The organism is Dichelobacter nodosus (assembly GCF_001263335.1).
Classification (GTDB): Bacteria; Pseudomonadota; Gammaproteobacteria; order Cardiobacteriales; family Cardiobacteriaceae; genus Dichelobacter; species Dichelobacter nodosus.
In genome coordinates this window covers 57,495-74,913 of sequence record NZ_LGVW01000012.1, presented here as the reverse complement: position 1 = coordinate 74,913, position 17,419 = coordinate 57,495, and the positions used below count along the sequence as shown (strand labels likewise).

11 protein-coding genes and 1 tRNA gene are annotated in these 17,419 nt (G+C 42.9%); 5 read left to right on the top strand and 7 right to left on the bottom strand.

What is annotated here, in order from left to right:
- Positions 1 to 2: 2 nt before the first annotated feature.
- Both AKG33_RS02215 and nagZ read right to left on the bottom strand, forming a co-directional pair.
- Positions 3 to 371 (bottom strand): 50S ribosomal protein L33, encoded by a 369-nt coding sequence (locus AKG33_RS02215; protein WP_041729664.1) that lies wholly within the window; start codon positions 369 to 371, stop codon positions 3 to 5.
- 31 nt (positions 372 to 402) lie between these two features.
- Positions 403 to 1,407 carry a beta-N-acetylhexosaminidase gene (nagZ, locus tag AKG33_RS02210; protein WP_011927780.1) on the bottom strand — a complete coding sequence of 335 codons (1,005 nt, stop codon included), beginning with the start codon at positions 1,405 to 1,407 and terminating at the stop codon, positions 403 to 405.
- Positions 1,408 to 1,491: 84 nt separating this feature from the next.
- Here nagZ and AKG33_RS02205 point away from each other — a divergent pair, with 84 nt between their 5' ends.
- From AKG33_RS02205 to AKG33_RS02195, 3 genes are read left to right on the top strand one after another with little or no spacing between them, the layout of a single operon-like run.
- The gene (locus AKG33_RS02205) at positions 1,492 to 3,759 is read left to right on the top strand and encodes an NADP-dependent malic enzyme (RefSeq protein ID WP_050707877.1); all 2,268 of its coding nucleotides are present in this window, start codon (positions 1,492 to 1,494) and stop codon (positions 3,757 to 3,759) included.
- Between the two features lie 40 nt (positions 3,760 to 3,799).
- Positions 3,800 to 6,445 (top strand): aminopeptidase N, encoded by a 2,646-nt coding sequence (gene pepN / locus AKG33_RS02200; protein WP_011927778.1) that lies wholly within the window; start codon positions 3,800 to 3,802, stop codon positions 6,443 to 6,445.
- Positions 6,442 to 8,586 carry a RelA/SpoT family protein gene (locus AKG33_RS02195; protein ID WP_011927777.1) on the top strand — a complete coding sequence of 715 codons (2,145 nt, stop codon included), beginning with the start codon at positions 6,442 to 6,444 and terminating at the stop codon, positions 8,584 to 8,586. Before pepN ends, AKG33_RS02195 begins: the two co-directional genes overlap by 4 nt.
- Here AKG33_RS02195 and tsaD read toward each other — a convergent pair.
- Positions 8,581 to 9,597: a tRNA (adenosine(37)-N6)-threonylcarbamoyltransferase complex transferase subunit TsaD gene (gene tsaD / locus AKG33_RS02190; RefSeq protein ID WP_041729660.1), complete on the bottom strand. Its 1,017-nt coding sequence runs from the start codon at positions 9,595 to 9,597 to the stop codon at positions 8,581 to 8,583. The genes AKG33_RS02195 and tsaD overlap by 6 nt on opposite strands.
- A gap of 174 nt (positions 9,598 to 9,771) precedes the next feature.
- Here tsaD and AKG33_RS02185 point away from each other — a divergent pair.
- Positions 9,772 to 9,848, top strand: a tRNA-Arg gene (locus AKG33_RS02185).
- Between the two features lie 226 nt (positions 9,849 to 10,074).
- On the opposite strand, the gene potE is transcribed toward AKG33_RS02185, so the two are convergent.
- On the bottom strand, positions 10,075 to 11,394 hold the full coding sequence (potE, locus tag AKG33_RS02180; RefSeq protein WP_011927775.1) for a putrescine-ornithine antiporter: 1,320 nt from the start codon (positions 11,392 to 11,394) through the stop codon (positions 10,075 to 10,077).
- A 73-nt stretch (positions 11,395 to 11,467) separates the two neighbouring features.
- Positions 11,468 to 13,645 carry an ornithine decarboxylase gene (locus AKG33_RS02175; RefSeq protein ID WP_011927774.1) on the bottom strand — a complete coding sequence of 726 codons (2,178 nt, stop codon included), beginning with the start codon at positions 13,643 to 13,645 and terminating at the stop codon, positions 11,468 to 11,470.
- A 304-nt stretch (positions 13,646 to 13,949) separates the two neighbouring features.
- Between AKG33_RS02175 and AKG33_RS02170 the strand changes: the two genes are divergently transcribed.
- Complete coding sequence (locus AKG33_RS02170) at positions 13,950 to 15,383, top strand: aminoacyl-histidine dipeptidase (RefSeq protein WP_011927773.1); 1,434 nt, start codon at positions 13,950 to 13,952, stop codon at positions 15,381 to 15,383.
- Between the two features lie 116 nt (positions 15,384 to 15,499).
- On the opposite strand, the gene AKG33_RS02165 is transcribed toward AKG33_RS02170, so the two are convergent.
- Both AKG33_RS02165 and AKG33_RS02160 read right to left on the bottom strand, forming a co-directional pair.
- On the bottom strand, positions 15,500 to 16,489 hold the full coding sequence (locus tag AKG33_RS02165; protein WP_011927772.1) for an FKBP-type peptidyl-prolyl cis-trans isomerase: 990 nt from the start codon (positions 16,487 to 16,489) through the stop codon (positions 15,500 to 15,502).
- Between the two features lie 214 nt (positions 16,490 to 16,703).
- Entirely contained in the window at positions 16,704 to 17,150 is a 447-nt protein-coding gene (locus AKG33_RS02160; protein WP_011927771.1) for a universal stress protein, read from the bottom strand.
- Between the last annotated feature and the right edge of the window lie 269 nt (positions 17,151 to 17,419).

Below are 17,419 nucleotides of genomic sequence, written 5' to 3'. Positions count from 1 at the left end.
GATTAATAGGTTAAAGTCGTTACATTATGATTCATGATTTCGCCAATAATATAGCCACCGCTGACTACTTCGCTGACTTCTGCGATGACGTTATCACCCCATTTTTGCACCACAAATTTACTGGCTTTAAAAACCACGCCGCTTTGATAAGCTTCTTTAATGAGATCGTAGATGGTTTCATCGGCTTTTCGTTGAGAATGGATTTTATTGGCGATGCCGCGAATGGCTAACTCGCCCGCGCGACCAGCAAAAATCACTTCCACTTGATATTCCATAGAAGCGGCAATCGTTGCGTGATAAATCGGTTCAACTAATTCACTGCTTTGATCCGGCGAACTATTTAAGATGATGATAACGAGTTTTTCAGCCATAAAAGAACGTAATTGTGATGACGGGCGATTATTATGCCACAAACCAAGAGCGGTACTTTGTTAATGTCGCTTGCGCCTTTTGATACGCTTGCTCAGCAACAAAATCATCATATTCTGCGCCGCGCAAAAGCGCCAAACGTTTTTGTGATGCCGCACTATCGCGAACCGTGACGCCTTCATCAATCACGCGATCCATATCAGCAAAATGATTACAAATCATTGCTGCGTCAGCGCCAGCATCAAGTACGGCTTGCACGCATTGCGTCGGCGTTGCAAATTGTTTCGCAGCTGCCATATCCAAATCATCACTCACCACCGCGCCTTTAAATCCCCAATCGCGTAATTCTTGAATTATTTTTGCGGAAAAACTCGCGGGCAGCGTATCGTCCGGCATTAAAATATGCGCCATCATCAAAGCTTCAATATCCTGCTGTACATTAAAAATAAATGGAACTAGATCCGCGCGGCGCTCTGCATCGCTGCGCGTATCGATTGGTAGCTCGTGATGAGAATCTCCACTGACGCGCCCGTGCCCTGGAAAATGTTTGCCAACCGCTGCCATGCCAACTGTTTTCATGCCGCGCCGCATGCTGCAAGATAAAACGGAAACGATTGCCGGATTTTCATGAAACGCTCGATCGCCAATCACCGTTGATTTTGGATCGTATAAATCCAATACTGGCGCAAAAGAAAAATCAATGGATTGCGCGCGCAATTCATAAGCCAAAATCACGCCGCACGCTTGTGCTACAGACCAACTGATCACAGGATCTTGATCAAAAATCCGCCCGATCTGCGCGGCGGCGGGCAACAGCGTAAAACCTTCTCGAAAACGCTGCACGCGTCCGCCTTCATGATCCACGCCGATAAGAATTTGCGGGCGCAATTGTCGAATTTCTTGGATTAAAGCGCGTAATTGCTCGGGATTTTGATAATTGCGACTGAATAAAACCACGCCAGAACATAAAGGCGACTGCAAACGCCGCTTATCCGCGCGGCATAATTTCGTCTGTTCGATACCGATAAAAAGAGACATCTCACCGCTCCCTAAAAATGGGGCAATTTTATCATTTTTATCGTTCTGCTAGACTATGTCTTTTCTTAATAGGGACAGTCAGGTATGAATCATTCGCTAAAAGAAGAGGCACTTCATTTTCATCGTTATCCAACCGCTGGAAAAATTTCCGTCACTCCCACCAAATCACTCACCAATCAGCATGACTTGTCTTTAGCTTATTCGCCGGGCGTTGCCTTTGCCTGCGAAGAAATTCAAAACGATGCGCTTCAAGCCGATTTTTTAACCGCCCGCGCCAATTTAGTTGCCGTCATTTCCAATGGCACCGCCGTTTTAGGACTGGGCAATATCGGCGCGCTTGCCGGTAAACCCGTTATGGAAGGCAAAGGCGTACTCTTTAAAAAATTTGCCGGAATCAACGTTTTTGATATTGAAATCAATGAAACGGATATTGATAAATTTGTTGACATTGTCGCCAGCATGGAACCGACTTTTGGCGGCATCAATTTAGAGGATATTAAAGCACCGGAATGCTTTGCCATCGAGAAAAAACTGCAAGCGCGCATGAATATCCCCGTTTTTCATGACGATCAACACGGAACGGCGATTATTGCCGCGGCTGCCGTGCTCAATGCTTTAAAAATTCAAAATAAAAATTGTGCAGACGTTAAAGTTGTGGTTTCCGGCGCCGGCGCGGCAGGACTTTCTTGCGTGGACATGTTTATTGCCGTGGGCATTAAAGCAGAGCACATTATCGTCTGCGATTCCAAAGGCGTTATTTATGCCGGACGCGATGGTCTCGATGAACGCAAAGCGCAATATGCCGCCCAAACCAGCGCGCGCACTTTAGCTGATGCTATGGTTGGCGCGGACATTTTTTTAGGCGTTTCCAAAGCGGGATTGGTTTCTCCTGAAATGGTAAAATCGATGGCAGAAAAACCGTTGATTTTGGCGCTGGCGAATCCGACGCCTGAAATCATGCCGGAAGAAATTAAAGCCGTGCGCGATGATGCCATTATCGCAACGGGACGCTCTGATTATCCCAATCAAGTCAATAACGTTTTGTGTTTTCCGTATTTATTCCGCGGTGCGTTAGACGTAGGCGCGACCACCATCAACGAAGCCATGAAAAGAGCCGCCGTTGAAGCATTAGCAACGCTGGCGCAATTGCCCGCCGATGAAGAAGTCATCAGCGCTTACGACGGTCAACGCCTGATTTTTGGAGAAGAATATATTATTCCCAAACCTTTTGATGCGCGCCTGATTACCACCGTTCCCGTTGCCGTTGCTCAAGCAGCGATGAAAAGCGGCGTTGCGCGGCGTCCCATCGCGGATATGAATGCTTATATTGATCAACTCAAAGCGCTGTTTAATCCGCATTATCGGGTAATGAAACCGATTTTAGAGCGCGCTAAAGCACAGCCGTTAAAAGTGGTTTTTGCTGAAGGGGAAGATCTTCGAACTTTGCGCGCAGTATTAAATTGTGTGCAAGAAAAAATTTGTACGCCGATTTTAATTGGATGGCGTGCGGCGATTGTTGCTCGTTTGCAGGAATATCATTTGCCGCTTGATAGCGATCGCGATATTCAAATCATTGAGCCCGATTTGCATTACAAAAATTGTCGGCAAACTTATCAAACGCTTTGCGCAAACGCCGGAATTGATCCAGAAGCAATACAAAATCAACCGGAAATGCAAGCTACCGTTTTGGCGGCGCTGCTCGTTCATTTAGGACACGCCGACACGTTAATCTGCGGCACAAATGGTCATTATGATCATCATCGCCAACAACTCGATTTAATTTTGGCGCTAAAAGATGGCATGAAAACTTCCGCGGCGTTGGATATGTTGCTTTTGCCTAAAGAAAGCGTTTTTATCGCCGATACGCACATTCATCATCAACCCAACGCGCAAGAAATCACGCATATCACGCTGTTAGCAGAAAAAATGTTGCGCCAATTAGGCATTACCCCGCGCGCGGCGTTACTTTCGCGCTCTCATTTTGGTGAATGTCCTGATTTGGAAAGCCACCGCGTGATGCAAGAAGCGCTCGCTGCAATCCAAAAAATGCAGCCGAATTTAGAAATAGCTGGAGAAATGCAAGCCGATGTGGCGCTGTCAGCAGAAATCCGTCATCACGCTGGCGCGGAAAAAGGTTTAAATACGTCCGCTAATTTATTGATTATGCCTAATGTTGATGCTGCTAATATTGCCTATCATGTGATGAAAGTTTGGTCAAACGGTTCCGCAGTGGGTTCAATGTTATTGGGATTACAACGTCCTGCGCAATTAATGAATCAAGAAGTCACCGCGCGACAAATATTTACGATGGCAGCAATTGCCGTGGTAGCAGCGCAAACGGATAACGATTAACCAATATTTGCAATAAAACAACAGAGTTAGGATAAACACGATGAGTACTTTAACGATTACACGCTTGAATGATTACCGACCGTTGGCTTTTACCGTAAAACATCACGACATGAAGTTTGATTTGCAAACCGACGCCGTGATCGTCACGCACAATCAGGAATTCGCGCGCTCTCAACCCAAAAAAGACGAGCGCGGGTTTGATATTGAGCAAGAAAAAAATGTTGTGCTCAATGGTGAAGATTTGCAATTGCTCGATATTGCCATCGATGGAAAAATGCTGCCCGCCGGCAAATATCGTTATAAAAATGATTTGTTGACGCTTTTTGATGTGCCCGATAAGTTTACGTTGACCACAACCGTGCGTCTCGATCCCGACAATAATCTTCAATTATCCGGACTTTATCGTTCCAACGGCATTTATTGCACGCAATGCGAAGCCGAAGGTTTTCGCCGCATTTCTTTTGGTTACGACCGCCCCGATGCGTTAGCGACTTATCGCGTCTCCATCGAAGCCGATAAAACAGCAAATCCCGTTTTATTGTCTAACGGCAATTTAGAAGCATCAGGCGATCTTAATGAAGGGCGCCATTATGCAACGTGGTTTGATCCGCACCCCAAACCCAGTTATTTATTTGCATTGGTCGCCGGCGATTTGGCAGTAAACGCCAAACGTTTTACTACCACAAAAGGCAAAGAAGTAGAATTGCGGATTTACACGGAAGCGGCATTTATCGATCAAACCGATTACGCGCTGCAATCTTTAATCGATGCTTTTAATTGGGACGAAACACGCTTTAATCTTTCCTACGATCTCGATCGCTTTAATTTAGTTGCCATCAGCGATTTCAATATGGGCGCGATGGAAAATAAATCGCTCAATATTTTTAATACCAAATTCGTATTGGCGAATACTGAAACCGCCGCCGATAGCGATTTTCGCGCGATTCAACGCGTCATTGGTCACGAATATTTCCATAATTGGACGGGCAACCGCATCACCTGCCGCGATTGGTTCCAATTAACGCTGAAAGAAGGTTTAACCGTATTCCGCGATCAAGAATTTTCTTCGGATTTAAACGAGCGCACCATCAAACGCATTGAAGATGTGGAATTATTGCGCCGCGAACAATTCGCTGAAGATGGCGGCCCGATGAGTCACCCCGTTCAACCGCAAGAATACGCCGCTATTGATAACTTTTATACGCGCACCGTCTACGAAAAAGGCGCGGAATTAATCCGTATGTATCATACGATTATCGGCGAAGAAAAATTCCAAAAAGGTATGGCTTTATATATTGAACGCCACGACGGGCAAGCCGTTTGCATTCAAGATTTTGCGCAATGTATGGAAGATGCTTCTGATTATCCATTTACCAAACAATTCTTTGATTGGTACACCACATCAGGCACGCCGAAAGTAAAATTCACCGCCAGTTATAACAAAACTGAAGGCAGTTTTACTTTGTCCGCGCATCAAAATATTTCTGCCGTCAATCCCAAACGTCCTTTAGTAATTCCGATTCGTTTTTCGTTAATTTCTCCAAACGGTCGTTTGTATCGCTTTGAAGACGGCAGCGAAAGCCAATTATTATTGTTGGATAAAGAACGCGGTAGTTGGACGTTTACGCATGCCGATGCCGATTTAATTCCGGTATTAATGCAAGGTTTTTCGGCGCCGATTTATTACGAATATGATTATGGCGATGATGAATTGATTGCTTTGGCGCAATTTGCTCCAGATGGTTTTGCGCGTTATGAAGCCGTGCAAACTTTATTGCATCGTATGTTCCAATTATCGTTAAAAGATTCGCGCGCATTGAAAGATCTATCAGAAAAAGTCAGCAATTTGATGGCGTTTTTACTTAAAAACAAAAAAATCAGCGACAGCGAAAAAGCGTTATTGCTCGCCGTTCCGCCGCTTTCTTCATTCTTGCCGACTTTGCCCGCGCCAATTAATATGGATAACGTTTTAAGCGCTTACGATCGTGTCGTTCGCACCATTGCTTTAAAAATGCGCCGAAATTGGTCTGATTTCTTAAAAGCCGGAAAACCAGAAACGCAAGCCAAATATAGCGTTAAAGATGCCGGAATTCGCGCGTTATATGGTTTGGCGATGAAAATCATGTCTACTTTTGACGATGAAAGTAACCGCAAATTATTTTTGGAATTGTATAAAAATGCCGATTGCATGACGGATCGCATGAATGCGCTCGAAGCATTAAATGCGCATGCCGATCGTTATCGCGAAGAAGCATTGCAAGACTTTTATCAACGTTTTGCCGATCAACCGCTTGTTATCGATAAATGGTTTATGTTGCAAAGCAAAGATAATATTGCCGGCGCTTTAGAACGCATTGAAGCGTTAACGCGATTGCCCGCATTCCAAATACGCAATCCCAATCGTTTCCGCGCCCTTGTCTTCACATTTATGCAATCTAATCCCAAATTGTTCCACCGCGCTGATGGTTCTGGTTACCATTTTGTGATCGAACAAATCCGCCGCATTATTCGCGATAATCCGCAGCTTTCCGCGCGCATGATTCGCGGTTTAGAAATTGTGACCAAATTAGATGCAAAACGAAAAGCATTAGCGCACAAAGAACTCAGTTCTTTATTAGAAATGGAGGATATCAGCGTTGATGCTCGCGAAATTATCGAACGCGTGAGCGCTGGTTTAACATCATGACCACTTCCCGCGCACATTGGTTACCCGGTCAGGACATTTATCCTGATACCCAAATGCGCGGGCTTATTGAACGCGCTTATGATTTAGCAACCACAACATCAACCGGCATTGAGGCACGAAATGAAATTTTGTGCCGCTTGTTGGTGGATATTAAAAGTGATGCGACGCTCGTTTCGGCGGGATTACTCGTTTGGGCGTGGCAAGAAAAAGAACTGGATAAAAATATTGTTGCGCAACATTGCGGCAATGATGTGGTGGCGCTGCTTCAAGGATTGGACAGTTTAAGTTTAATTGACCGCCTGCACGAACGCGACAACAGCGATATTGAACAATTGCGCAAAATGCTGCTGGCAATGGCAAGCGATATGCGCGCGGTGATTTTAAAATTGGCGCTGCAAGTCGTCATTATGCGTTTGGTGCATCAATACCCGCCGCAAGAACAACAAATTCTTGCGTTGCAAACCCGTGATTTATTTGCGCCGCTTGCCAATCGTTTAGGTATTGCGCAATTAAAATCCGAATTGGAAGATAATGCGCTGCGCATTCTCGAGCCCGATATTTATCAAGAAATTGTTGCCGCTTTGGAAGAGCGCCGCGTTGACCGCGAACGTTATATTCATCGCGTGATTGCTTATTTGGAATACGCTTTGAAAAATGCGGGTGTCCGCATCAGGCATATTTACGGACGCATTAAGCATATCAACAGTATTTATTTGAAAATGAAACGGAAAAATCTCCGTTTTGAACAAGTGAATGATATCCGCGCGGTTCGTATTGAAGTAGAAACCGAGCGGCAATGTTATGAAGCTTTAAGCGTGGTAAATACGCTGTGGCAACCAAAGCCAGAAGAATTTGATGATTATATTGCCAATCCCAAAGCTAACGGTTATCAATCTTTGCATTGCACGCTGATTGGCCCTGAAAACCGCATTATTGAAGTACAAATCCGCACCACGGCAATGCATGAGCACGCCGAATTGGGCGTTGCCGCGCATTGGAAATATAAAGAAAAAGGCGCGCGACATTCCCGACAATTTGAGGAGCAAATTGAATGGTTACGCCGTTTATTAAGCGGTACCGGCGATATTGGTCGCGGCGATGTGGTTTTAGATCAGTTTCGTAATGAAGCATTTCGTGACCGCGTTTATGCCGTTTCTCCCGAAGGAATGGTGATTGATTTGCCCGAAGGCGCGACGCCGCTTGATTTTGCGTATCACATTCACACGCAGCTTGGGCACCGTTGCCGCGGCGCTAAAATCAACGGCGCCATTGTTCCGTTAACCACGGCATTAAAAAATGGCGATACCGTTGAAATTCTCACGCAAAAAGAAGCCAAACCCAGCCTTGATTGGATTTCCGAACATTTAGGTTATTTGCAAAGTGCGCGGGCAAAAGCAAAAGTGCGCAGTTATTTCAAAAAACTTCACGGAGAAAAAGCCATTGAATTGGGACGCGAAATGCTCACGCGCGAACTCAAACGTCTTAATCTCCAGCACAATGAAAACGATTTGGCGCAACTTGCCGCCGCGTTTGGTTTGCACGGTGAAGATGATTTACTTTCCGGCATTGGTTTTGGTGATATTGGCGTTTTGGCGGTGGTGCACGAGTTTTTAGCGCAACACGGACAACAACCCGAAAAATTAACGCTTAACGAGCGTTTGGCAAAAATTCCCATCAAAACCGTTAACCGACCGAAAAGTCAGCAAATTGAAGTGGAAGGCATCAGCGATGTTTTGATCAATTTTGCTACATGCTGCAAACCGATTCCGCCGTGCGCGGTTACGGGATTTATTACCCGCGGTCACGGCATTAATATTCACCGCAGCGATTGCGCTAATGTGCGCCATTTAGGCAGACAACACCCCGATCGCATGATTGCTGTTCATTGGACCAGCGAAAATCAAGGCGTTTTCTCGATCAATCTCGGCATTATCGCCGATGATCGTCCCCATATTTTGCGCGATATGAGTCAGGTTTTTTCCAATGATCACATCGGCATTTTGCACGTTGCGATGGAACACAATGTGCGCGAGCAACTCGAAGGAAAATTTACTCTTGAAATCGCGGATATGGCGCAATTGTCGCGGATTATGGATCGATTAAGCCAAGTAAAAGGCGTTTTAGAAGTTCGGCGCTTATAACGGCGTTGATAAACGCGACAGTTCCCAGCGCGCGGTCACATCAATCACGTCATCATCTATCCGCGCCTCTTGTAAACGAAATGATGCGGCATGCGCGATCATCAAAGCGTTATCACCACAAAGCGTTAATGGCGGAAAAAAGACGCGTTTTTTGTGTTCATCGGCGTTTTTTTGTAACGCGGCGCGCAACGCTTGATTGGCGGATACGCCGCCGGAGACGACTAAATCACGGTAACCCGTTTTTTTCCACGCACGACGGCATTTGATGAGCAATGTTTCTACCACGGTTTTTTGAAAACTGGCTGCAATATCGGCGCGCGTTTGAGGATCGTTATTTTGTTCGGCAATTAATAAGCGGACGTGGGTTTTGAGTCCCGAAAAGCTAAAATCTAAATCGGGACGGTTAATCATGGGGCGCGGCATCACAAAACGTTGTTCATCACCATTTTTTGCAAGCGCTGCTAATTCGGGACCGCCAGGATAAGGAAGTCCCATTATTTTTGCCATTTTATCAAAGGCTTCACCAACGGCATCGTCTAAAGTTTGTCCCAAAATTTCATAATCTCCAACGGCTTTTACTGATAACAATTGCGTATGCCCGCCTGAGACGAGTAAGGCAATAAAAGGGAATTCAGGTTTTAATGGCGCCAGAAATGGAGAAAGTAGATGTCCTTCCATGTGGTGAATTTTGAGCACGGGACGCCGAATGGCAAAGGCGAGGCTGTGCGCAAAAGTGGCGCCCGTCATTAAAGCGCCGAGCAAACCCGGGCCAGATGTGTAGGCGATGACGTCGATGGCGGATAGATTTAGTTTTGCTTGCGTTAACGCTTGGTTCATTAATACGGGAAAACGTTTTAAATGATCGCGGGCAGCTAATTCTGGAACGACGCCGCCAAAGACGCGGTGTAAATCAATCTGACTAAATACTTGATTGGCGAGTACGCCGCGCGCGGGATTATAAATCGCTACGCCGCTTTCATCGCATGAGGATTCGATTGCTAAAATGTTGATATCTACGCTCATAATCTGATTTTTATGATAAAAGAAGCGGACATTATAGGTTAGCCTATCGCCCAATGGATATTTCATCGTTGTGGTTTTATGATTTTTTATCCGTGTGCATATTTCATTTTAAGACAATAAGAATTGTAGTTTTTCTTCTTATCGCGTATAATTTGCTTCTTTCCGCCCGTAGCTCAGATGGATAGAGCGCAGCCCTCCGGAGGCTGAGGTCAGGGGTTCAAATCCCTTCGGGCGGGCCATTTTTTTGTATCTTTTAAATGCTTCATGCATTTAAATTATCTCAAGCATTTTCAAACTCGTTTCAGAGTATTTCTTTACCCGACCGACAGACATTAAAAATACCGTAAAAATGCGGTTTTTCGGTTTTAAAAGTATTTCCCCTAAAAAAGGCTCTATCATAGGATAGAGCCTTTTTATATAGCAAAGTAACTGCTACAAAAGAAACCAAATACGATTTACTGTCATTTATGGTTTTTTATTGCTTGCTAAGTCAAATTTATCGGAAATAAATCCGTATAAAGTCCAACCGGCAAAAGTCACAATAGAACCATAGGTCATTGCTTCGAAACCAGAAGCATATAAGGCATACAAGCTGTAAATTGAACCAACAGTAGCTAATATCGTTGTAATAGTTAATTCTTTACCACCACGTTGTGCAGCTTTCAAAATAACGATTGCGGCGCCCATTGATAACAAATAAGGAATAATATTTGTAACTACTGCCAAATTAACCAAAGCTTCAAATTGCTTACTCAAGGTTGGACTAATTGTCATCAAACTCATCAATGATTGAGTAGCAGTAATTACAATCATTCCAACTACTGGGGCATTTTTTGCAGTAACTTTACTAAATATAGCTGGGAAATAACCTTCGTCGGAGGATCCTTTGAAAACGTTAGCGATAGTAAATTGCCAACCCAAAAGAGAACCAAAGCATGATAACACCATCAATCCCATCACAAGTTTACCGATAGAAGGGTTAAACATTGAGGAAAAGACCATACCAAAGGGCGCAGAGCTCTCTGCCAAATTAGCTGCAGGAACAATACCAAACATGATATTAGTTGATACGATATAAATGGCAGCAACACCTAATGTTCCACCAAGTACCGCTATCGGTACATTTTTTTCAGGATTTTCAACAGCGTCCGCATTGGCACAAGCTGATTCAAGACCTAAAAATGCCCACAAAGTCATGGCAATAGAACTGGTTGCAGCTTCACCAAAAGGCAAATTATGAATATTCCAGTTTTGAGTGTACAAATCACCAGAGAAGAAATACCAACCGGCAGTAGAAATAACAATTACAGGCGCAATAACACCCCATACGGTAAAGCTAGATATACGACCTGTTAATTTTGCTCCACCAAAATTCAATACCGTTGCAATCCATAAAACAGCAATTGTGAAAAGGGCAGTGCTAACTGGCGTTAATTGTGCATTTAAGAAAGCAGCGCCATAGCCGACTGCTGAAATAGCAATAGCGATATTAGCAATCAATAAAGAAACGCCATAGGTATAGTTCGCCATAAAGTTGCCCGCTTTACCGAATGAATATTCGGCAAAACCGCCCATACCACCACCTTTTCGGCTATACATACCACATTTAGCAAAAGCATAAGCCAGTGCCATAGAACCAAGGGCAGTGATTAACCAAGATACAATTGAAAGCGATCCGACTTCTGCCAATTTTGTAGGAAGCATAATAATTCCAGAACCCATCATGTTAACGGCAGTTAAGATCGTTAACTGTAACACACTCATTTTATTTGTGCTGCTGCTCATTTTGAGTATTCTCCTTAAACTAGATAGGCAAGCATAATGCCTTACACTTGCCTATTTACGAGCATATAGAAAGTTATTTATCTAATTCAGATTTTAAAACATAGCCGTATGCTTTTTTCGTTCCATCTTCTTGAGTAACAAGATAGACGCCTTGAATTTCTGGCGCAAAACCAGGCAATTTATTAATACCTTCTTCAAGTGCTAAGAAGTATTTTTGCGCGGTTTCAGACCATCTTTCGCCAGGTTGTACACAAATAACACCCGGTGGATAAGGTAAAGAACCTTCTAGAGCCATACGTCCTACCGCATCACTTAATGCGACCAATTCGCCTTCACCGCGTACAAAAGCAAAGTTCGCTTCCTGAGGAGTCATGACGTATTCTGGTAAATAGTCTTTCAAGAACAAACGTTTTTGCAATTCGCTGACTTTTCTTTCTTTGTAGAAATCATGCATTTCTTGGCAAAGTTGACGAATACGGTAGCCTTTATATTTTTCAATATTGGCATAATAAATGCTTGGCAATACGTCTTGCATTGGCACATTTGCTTCAATTAATTGTTCAAAGCGGATTAATTGAGCAACTAAATCGTCCATCTTGGTTTTGGTTTCTGCCGGCGTCATCAGGAATAAAATGGTATTTAAGTCGCATTTTTCTGGAACAATGCCGTTTTCACGTAAATAGTTGGCTAAAATATTTGCGTGGATACCGAAATCTTCATATTTTCCAGTTTCAACGTTAATACCCGGTGTTGTTAACAAGAATTTGCAGGGATCGATGAAGTATTGACCTTTTCCGTACCCTTCGAAAGAGTGCCAATTGGCGCCCGGCTCAAAGGCAAAGTAAGAAATATCTTGCGCCATTTTCGCGGTATCGCCATCTTCCCATTTTTTACCGTTAACAACGGGCGGAACCATTGGTCGAATGTATTTACAATTCTTTAAAATTGCTTTCCGAGCTTCAATGGTCACTTCTACGCAATCTTTCCAAATTTCAAGTCCGGCGCCGCCTTCATGCATTTTTGCGTTTACGTCGAGAGAAGCAAAAATCGGATAGAAAGGAGAAGTTGAAGCATGCATCATAAATGCGTTATTCAAACGTTTATGATTAACATAACGATCTTGTCCTTTGATGTGGGCGTCTTTTTTGTGTACTTGAGAGGCTTGAGAAAAACCAGCTTGTTGTTTGTGCACAGATTGTGTTACCAAAACACCAGGATCATCGGGTCCAAGTTCTAATAATAACGGGCTGCAATCCTTCATCATCGGAATGAATTGTTCATAACCCACCCAAGCAGAGTCAAATAAAATGTAGTCACATAAATGACCAATTTTATCAATTACATAGCGTGCGTTATAAATAGTACCGTCGTAAGTTCCTAATTGAATGACTGCCAAACGAATCGGACGTTTTGCTTTGGCTTTTTCGGCATTTTTTTCAGCGACTAATTTGCGGATATAAGTTTCATCAAAACAATGTTCCAAAATACCGCCAATTGAACCAAACGGATTGCGTGCGGTTTCTAAATAAACGGGTGTTGCTCCTGCTTGAACGAGCGCACCGTGGCAAACAGATTTATGGTTATTGCGATCATAAAGAACCATATCACCCGGAGCGAGTAATGCATTGAGCACCATTTTATTGGCTGATGATGTACCGTTAAGTACGAAATAAGTTTTATCAGCGTTATAAACTTGTGCGGCGTGTTGTTGTGCATCACATGCAGGACCTTCGTGAATTAACAAATCGCCCAATCTGACGTCAGCATTACACAAGTCACTTCTAAATAAGTTTTCACCGTAAAATTCATAAAACGCGCGTCCAGCTGGGTGACGTGTATAAAATTGTCCACCTTGATGTCCGGGGCAGTCGAATTGTGAGTGACCGGCTTCTACATAATTGCTTAAAGCACGGAAAAATGGCGGGAGCATTTTAGCTTCATATTTATCAGCTGCAGCTTCAATTTGGCGAGCATATAATTCAATATTAGTGTATTGCCATGTATCAATGACGCGATCGATACGACCAATAAATTCTTTTTTAACCGCTACGTCGCCGGTTTTAATCAAAAACACAGGAATTTTAAATGACTTTAATTTGCCATTGGCTAAAAACTCCTGATCCTCATCAGTAATAACAAGCGCTGCTACATCAGAAAAATCTGTGTCAACAACGTTGATAATCTGACGACTTTTGACTCCATCAGAAAACACCATAGCTTTCTCAGAAAAAGCAATTTTCAAATGTTTCATAATTAATTTCCCCATTTAGTATTTTAATTTTATGTAACACTTTCCTATTCATTAAATTTCATAAACAAGAAAGCTTGCTACATTCTACCCTACTATATTTTTTATCGCACCGTTTATCGCCTTTAGATACCTATCATTTTTTAAAAAACAATATAAATTGATCGTAAATTTTTATTTCTTTAAAGAATCGATCGGAAAAATAAAAATTTGGATTAAAAGCAATAAATCCTCTCGTTCAAACTTTGCTAGAATGCTCCTACCGGCAAAAATACCGGCTTTTAATAAATTAAAATCGGAGAATAACATGTCTATTACAAGTCTAAAGCCAGAATTATTATGGAAATATTTTCATGGATTATGCCAAATTCCGCGTCCCTCTGGTCAAGAAGAAGCCGTACAAAATTACGTACTTGGTGTTGCAAAAGAATTAGGTTTATGGGCAGAACGCGATGCTGGCGGCAACGTCTTAATTCGTAAACCAGCGTCCAAAGGAAAAGAAAATGCTCCAGGCGTAATTTTACAAGCGCACTTAGATATGGTTGCACAAAAAACCAAAGAATCTAAACATGATTTCAGCAAAGACCCGATCGAAGCCTATATTGATGGCGAATGGGTGCGCGCAAAAGATACAACTTTAGGCGCGGATAACGGTATTGGTGCCGCTACTGCTTTGGCTGTTCTTGCCGATAACAGCATCGAACACGGTCCTATAGAAGCTTTATTTACAGCAACCGAAGAAACTGCAATGGACGGCGCTTTTGCTTTAAAAGGCGGCTGGCTCAAAGGCAGCTTGTTATTAAACCTTGATACCGAAGATTTGGGTGAAATTTGCATTGGTTGCGCTGGCGGCGTTGACGGCACCTTCACATTACCGCTGACCTATGAAACCAATAATCAAGCAGGCTACACTTTAGCCGTTTACGGATTAATGGGCGGACACTCTGGCAGCGATATCATCAAACAACGCGGCAACGCTAACAAAATCTTAGCGCGTTTATTATCTGTTTTAGGCGACAAAATTCGCATTCATTCAATGCAAGGCGGAACATTGCGCAACGCAATTCCGCGCGATGCTGAAGCTGTTATCACCAGTGCAGAATCTATGAAAGCATTGCAAGCGGCGCTCGAACCTGAAATTGCCGTGATTAGACGCGGTTTGCCAGAAGCTGAACGCAATGCTTTCGGCGTGAAATTAACCGAAGCAGATAAACCGGCAAAATGCTGGAATAAAGCAACGCAAGATACCGTATTGCGCACAATCAACGTTTGCCCCAACGGCGTTGATAGAATGAGTATTGATATTGCTGGTCTCGTTGAAACTTCTTCAAACTTGGCTTCTATCAGAACTAACGATCAAGAAGTACAAGTGCAATGTTTATTGCGCTCTTCCGATAATGACGCGCGCGATAATTTGGGACAACGCATGTTAGGTTTATTCTTGCTCGCTGGCGGTAACGGTAAATTGGATAACGATTATCCTGGTTGGCAACCGATCGTTGGCGCGAAGATTACCGATGTGCTCGTACAAGAAGGGGAAAAAGTCATCGGTAAAAAACCCATTGTGAACGTTATTCACGCTGGTTTGGAATGCGGCATTTTGGCGCAAAATTATCCACACTGGCAAATGGCGTCCATCGGTCCTGATATTGTGATGCCGCACTCTCCAGATGAACGCGTCAATATCAAGAGCGTTGAAGTATTTTGGAAATGGTTGTTGGCAGTATTGAAAGCTTTATAAAAAGTTTGATACGCACAAAACACCGGAGCGTTGTCTCCGGTGTTTTTATCATCACGATACTTTAATCATAAAAAAGCCCCTATTTTTAGGGGCTTAAATCATCTAACGAATTCAGGCTATTTTTTAGCCGCTTCATCAGGTTTCGCTTCGATCACTTCTTTTACCGCTTCCGCCGCTTCTTCTAAAGATTTATTAATAGAATTGGCAATGGCTTCTTTTTTATCAGCTTCGGCTTCCGCTTTTACGGTTTCTGTGGCTTCTTCCAAAGATTTATTAATGGATTTTGCAATCGATTCTTTTTTGTCAGCTTCCACTTCTGCTTTTACGATTTCCGTGGCTTCTTCTAAAGATTTATTGATGGATTTTGCAATCGATTCTTTTTTATCAGCTTCGGCTTCCGCTTCATTTTTTTCAATTTTGAGTAAATTCACATCAAAAATCAAAGTAGCATTAGGCGGAATAGCGTTACCGGCGCCGCGAGAGCCATAAGCTAAATCAGACGGAATATAGAAAATATAATTAGCGCCTTCGGTCATCAGTTGCAAACCTTCAACCCAACCAGCAATAACATCTTGTACGTTAATCGTAATAGGTTCGCGTCCTTTTGAGCTGTCAAATTCGGTGCCGTCAATCAAAGTGCCGGTGTAATCAACGGTAACGCGGTCGTCGCTATTGGGTTTTGCGCCGGTTCCTTTTTTAACAACTTTATATTGCAAACCAGATTCCGTTGTAATTACGCCGTCTTTTTTCGCATTTTCTTCTAAAAACGCTTTGCCTTTTTCTGCTTCTTCAGCGGCGATTTTTTCCATTTCTTTTTTCATGGCTTGCAAACGTTTTTCAGAAAAATCTTGCAGCGTTTTCGTCATTTCATCTTGAGTTAAAAGCAAATCTTTCTTTTGATAAGCATCGCGCAATCCCAAAATCACGGCATTAAAATCCAATTCTTCCCCATCAGAAATACCTAATTGCGCAATGGAACTTCCCATATCCACCCCGATGGCATAACCCACTTTTTGCCCTTCATTTTTTAACACAACGCCGGCATAAACCTGCGTCAAACTCAAGGCAATCGCGGCTGATAATAGTAAAGAAGTTTTTTTCATCATAAATTCTCCTAAGAATAAAGTGAGCAAAATAGCGTCCCTATTTTTTGCAACCGAAGCGGTAAACAAAAGATAAAAACATGCAAATCAGTATGCCATAACTATACCGACAACATACGAATTATCTGTTTTAATATCACCGAATCCGCCGTGCACAAATCATCAATTTATCACATCAACCGGCGAGTCTTTAATTAACATAACAAAAATAAACACTTCACACCGGCTCGCCTAATTGCACCACTAAAACATCACACGGCACGCTCGGCAAAATATCATCAGCCGTTGAACCCAACAAAGAAGAAAGTCCCGTGCGTTTATGACGACCAATAACCAGCAAATCCGGTTGATTTTTTTTAACGTAATCCAAAATCCCGCGCCGCGTGGATAAAGCCGAATCCACATGAATGCTCGCTTCTAAATGATGCGATGCCAACAAAGCGCGGATTTGTTGTTTGGCATGAAGCGTTAATTCACTTTCACTATCCGCCGGCACAATCGGCACAATTTCATATCCCGCCGTTAAAACCGTTTCTTCCACAATGTGCAATAAACTCAATCTACTGCCGGAACTCATTTTTAAAATATATTTAGCGCGCTCCAAAACCACATCGCAATCCTCGCGCAAATCGGTAACAAATAATACGTGTTTATATTCAATCATTATTATCTCCTCAAAATGGGTCAGCATTTTCAAAATAAACCTTCTTTGAAACGGGAGCAAGAAAAATCCAATAAATCGCCGCCGTTTCAGAAAAGATATTGAAAAATAACGTAATAATAGAACGCAAACGCTGTGAAAAACGTTTTCAAAAAATATCATTTCTCGCCGCTATTTTTATCCACTTTTTACGCGTGCCGACTGATTCGATCGGCTATAAAGATAATGCGATTTTTGATAGAATAATCAAGCGTTTTTCTTATTAAATAAGA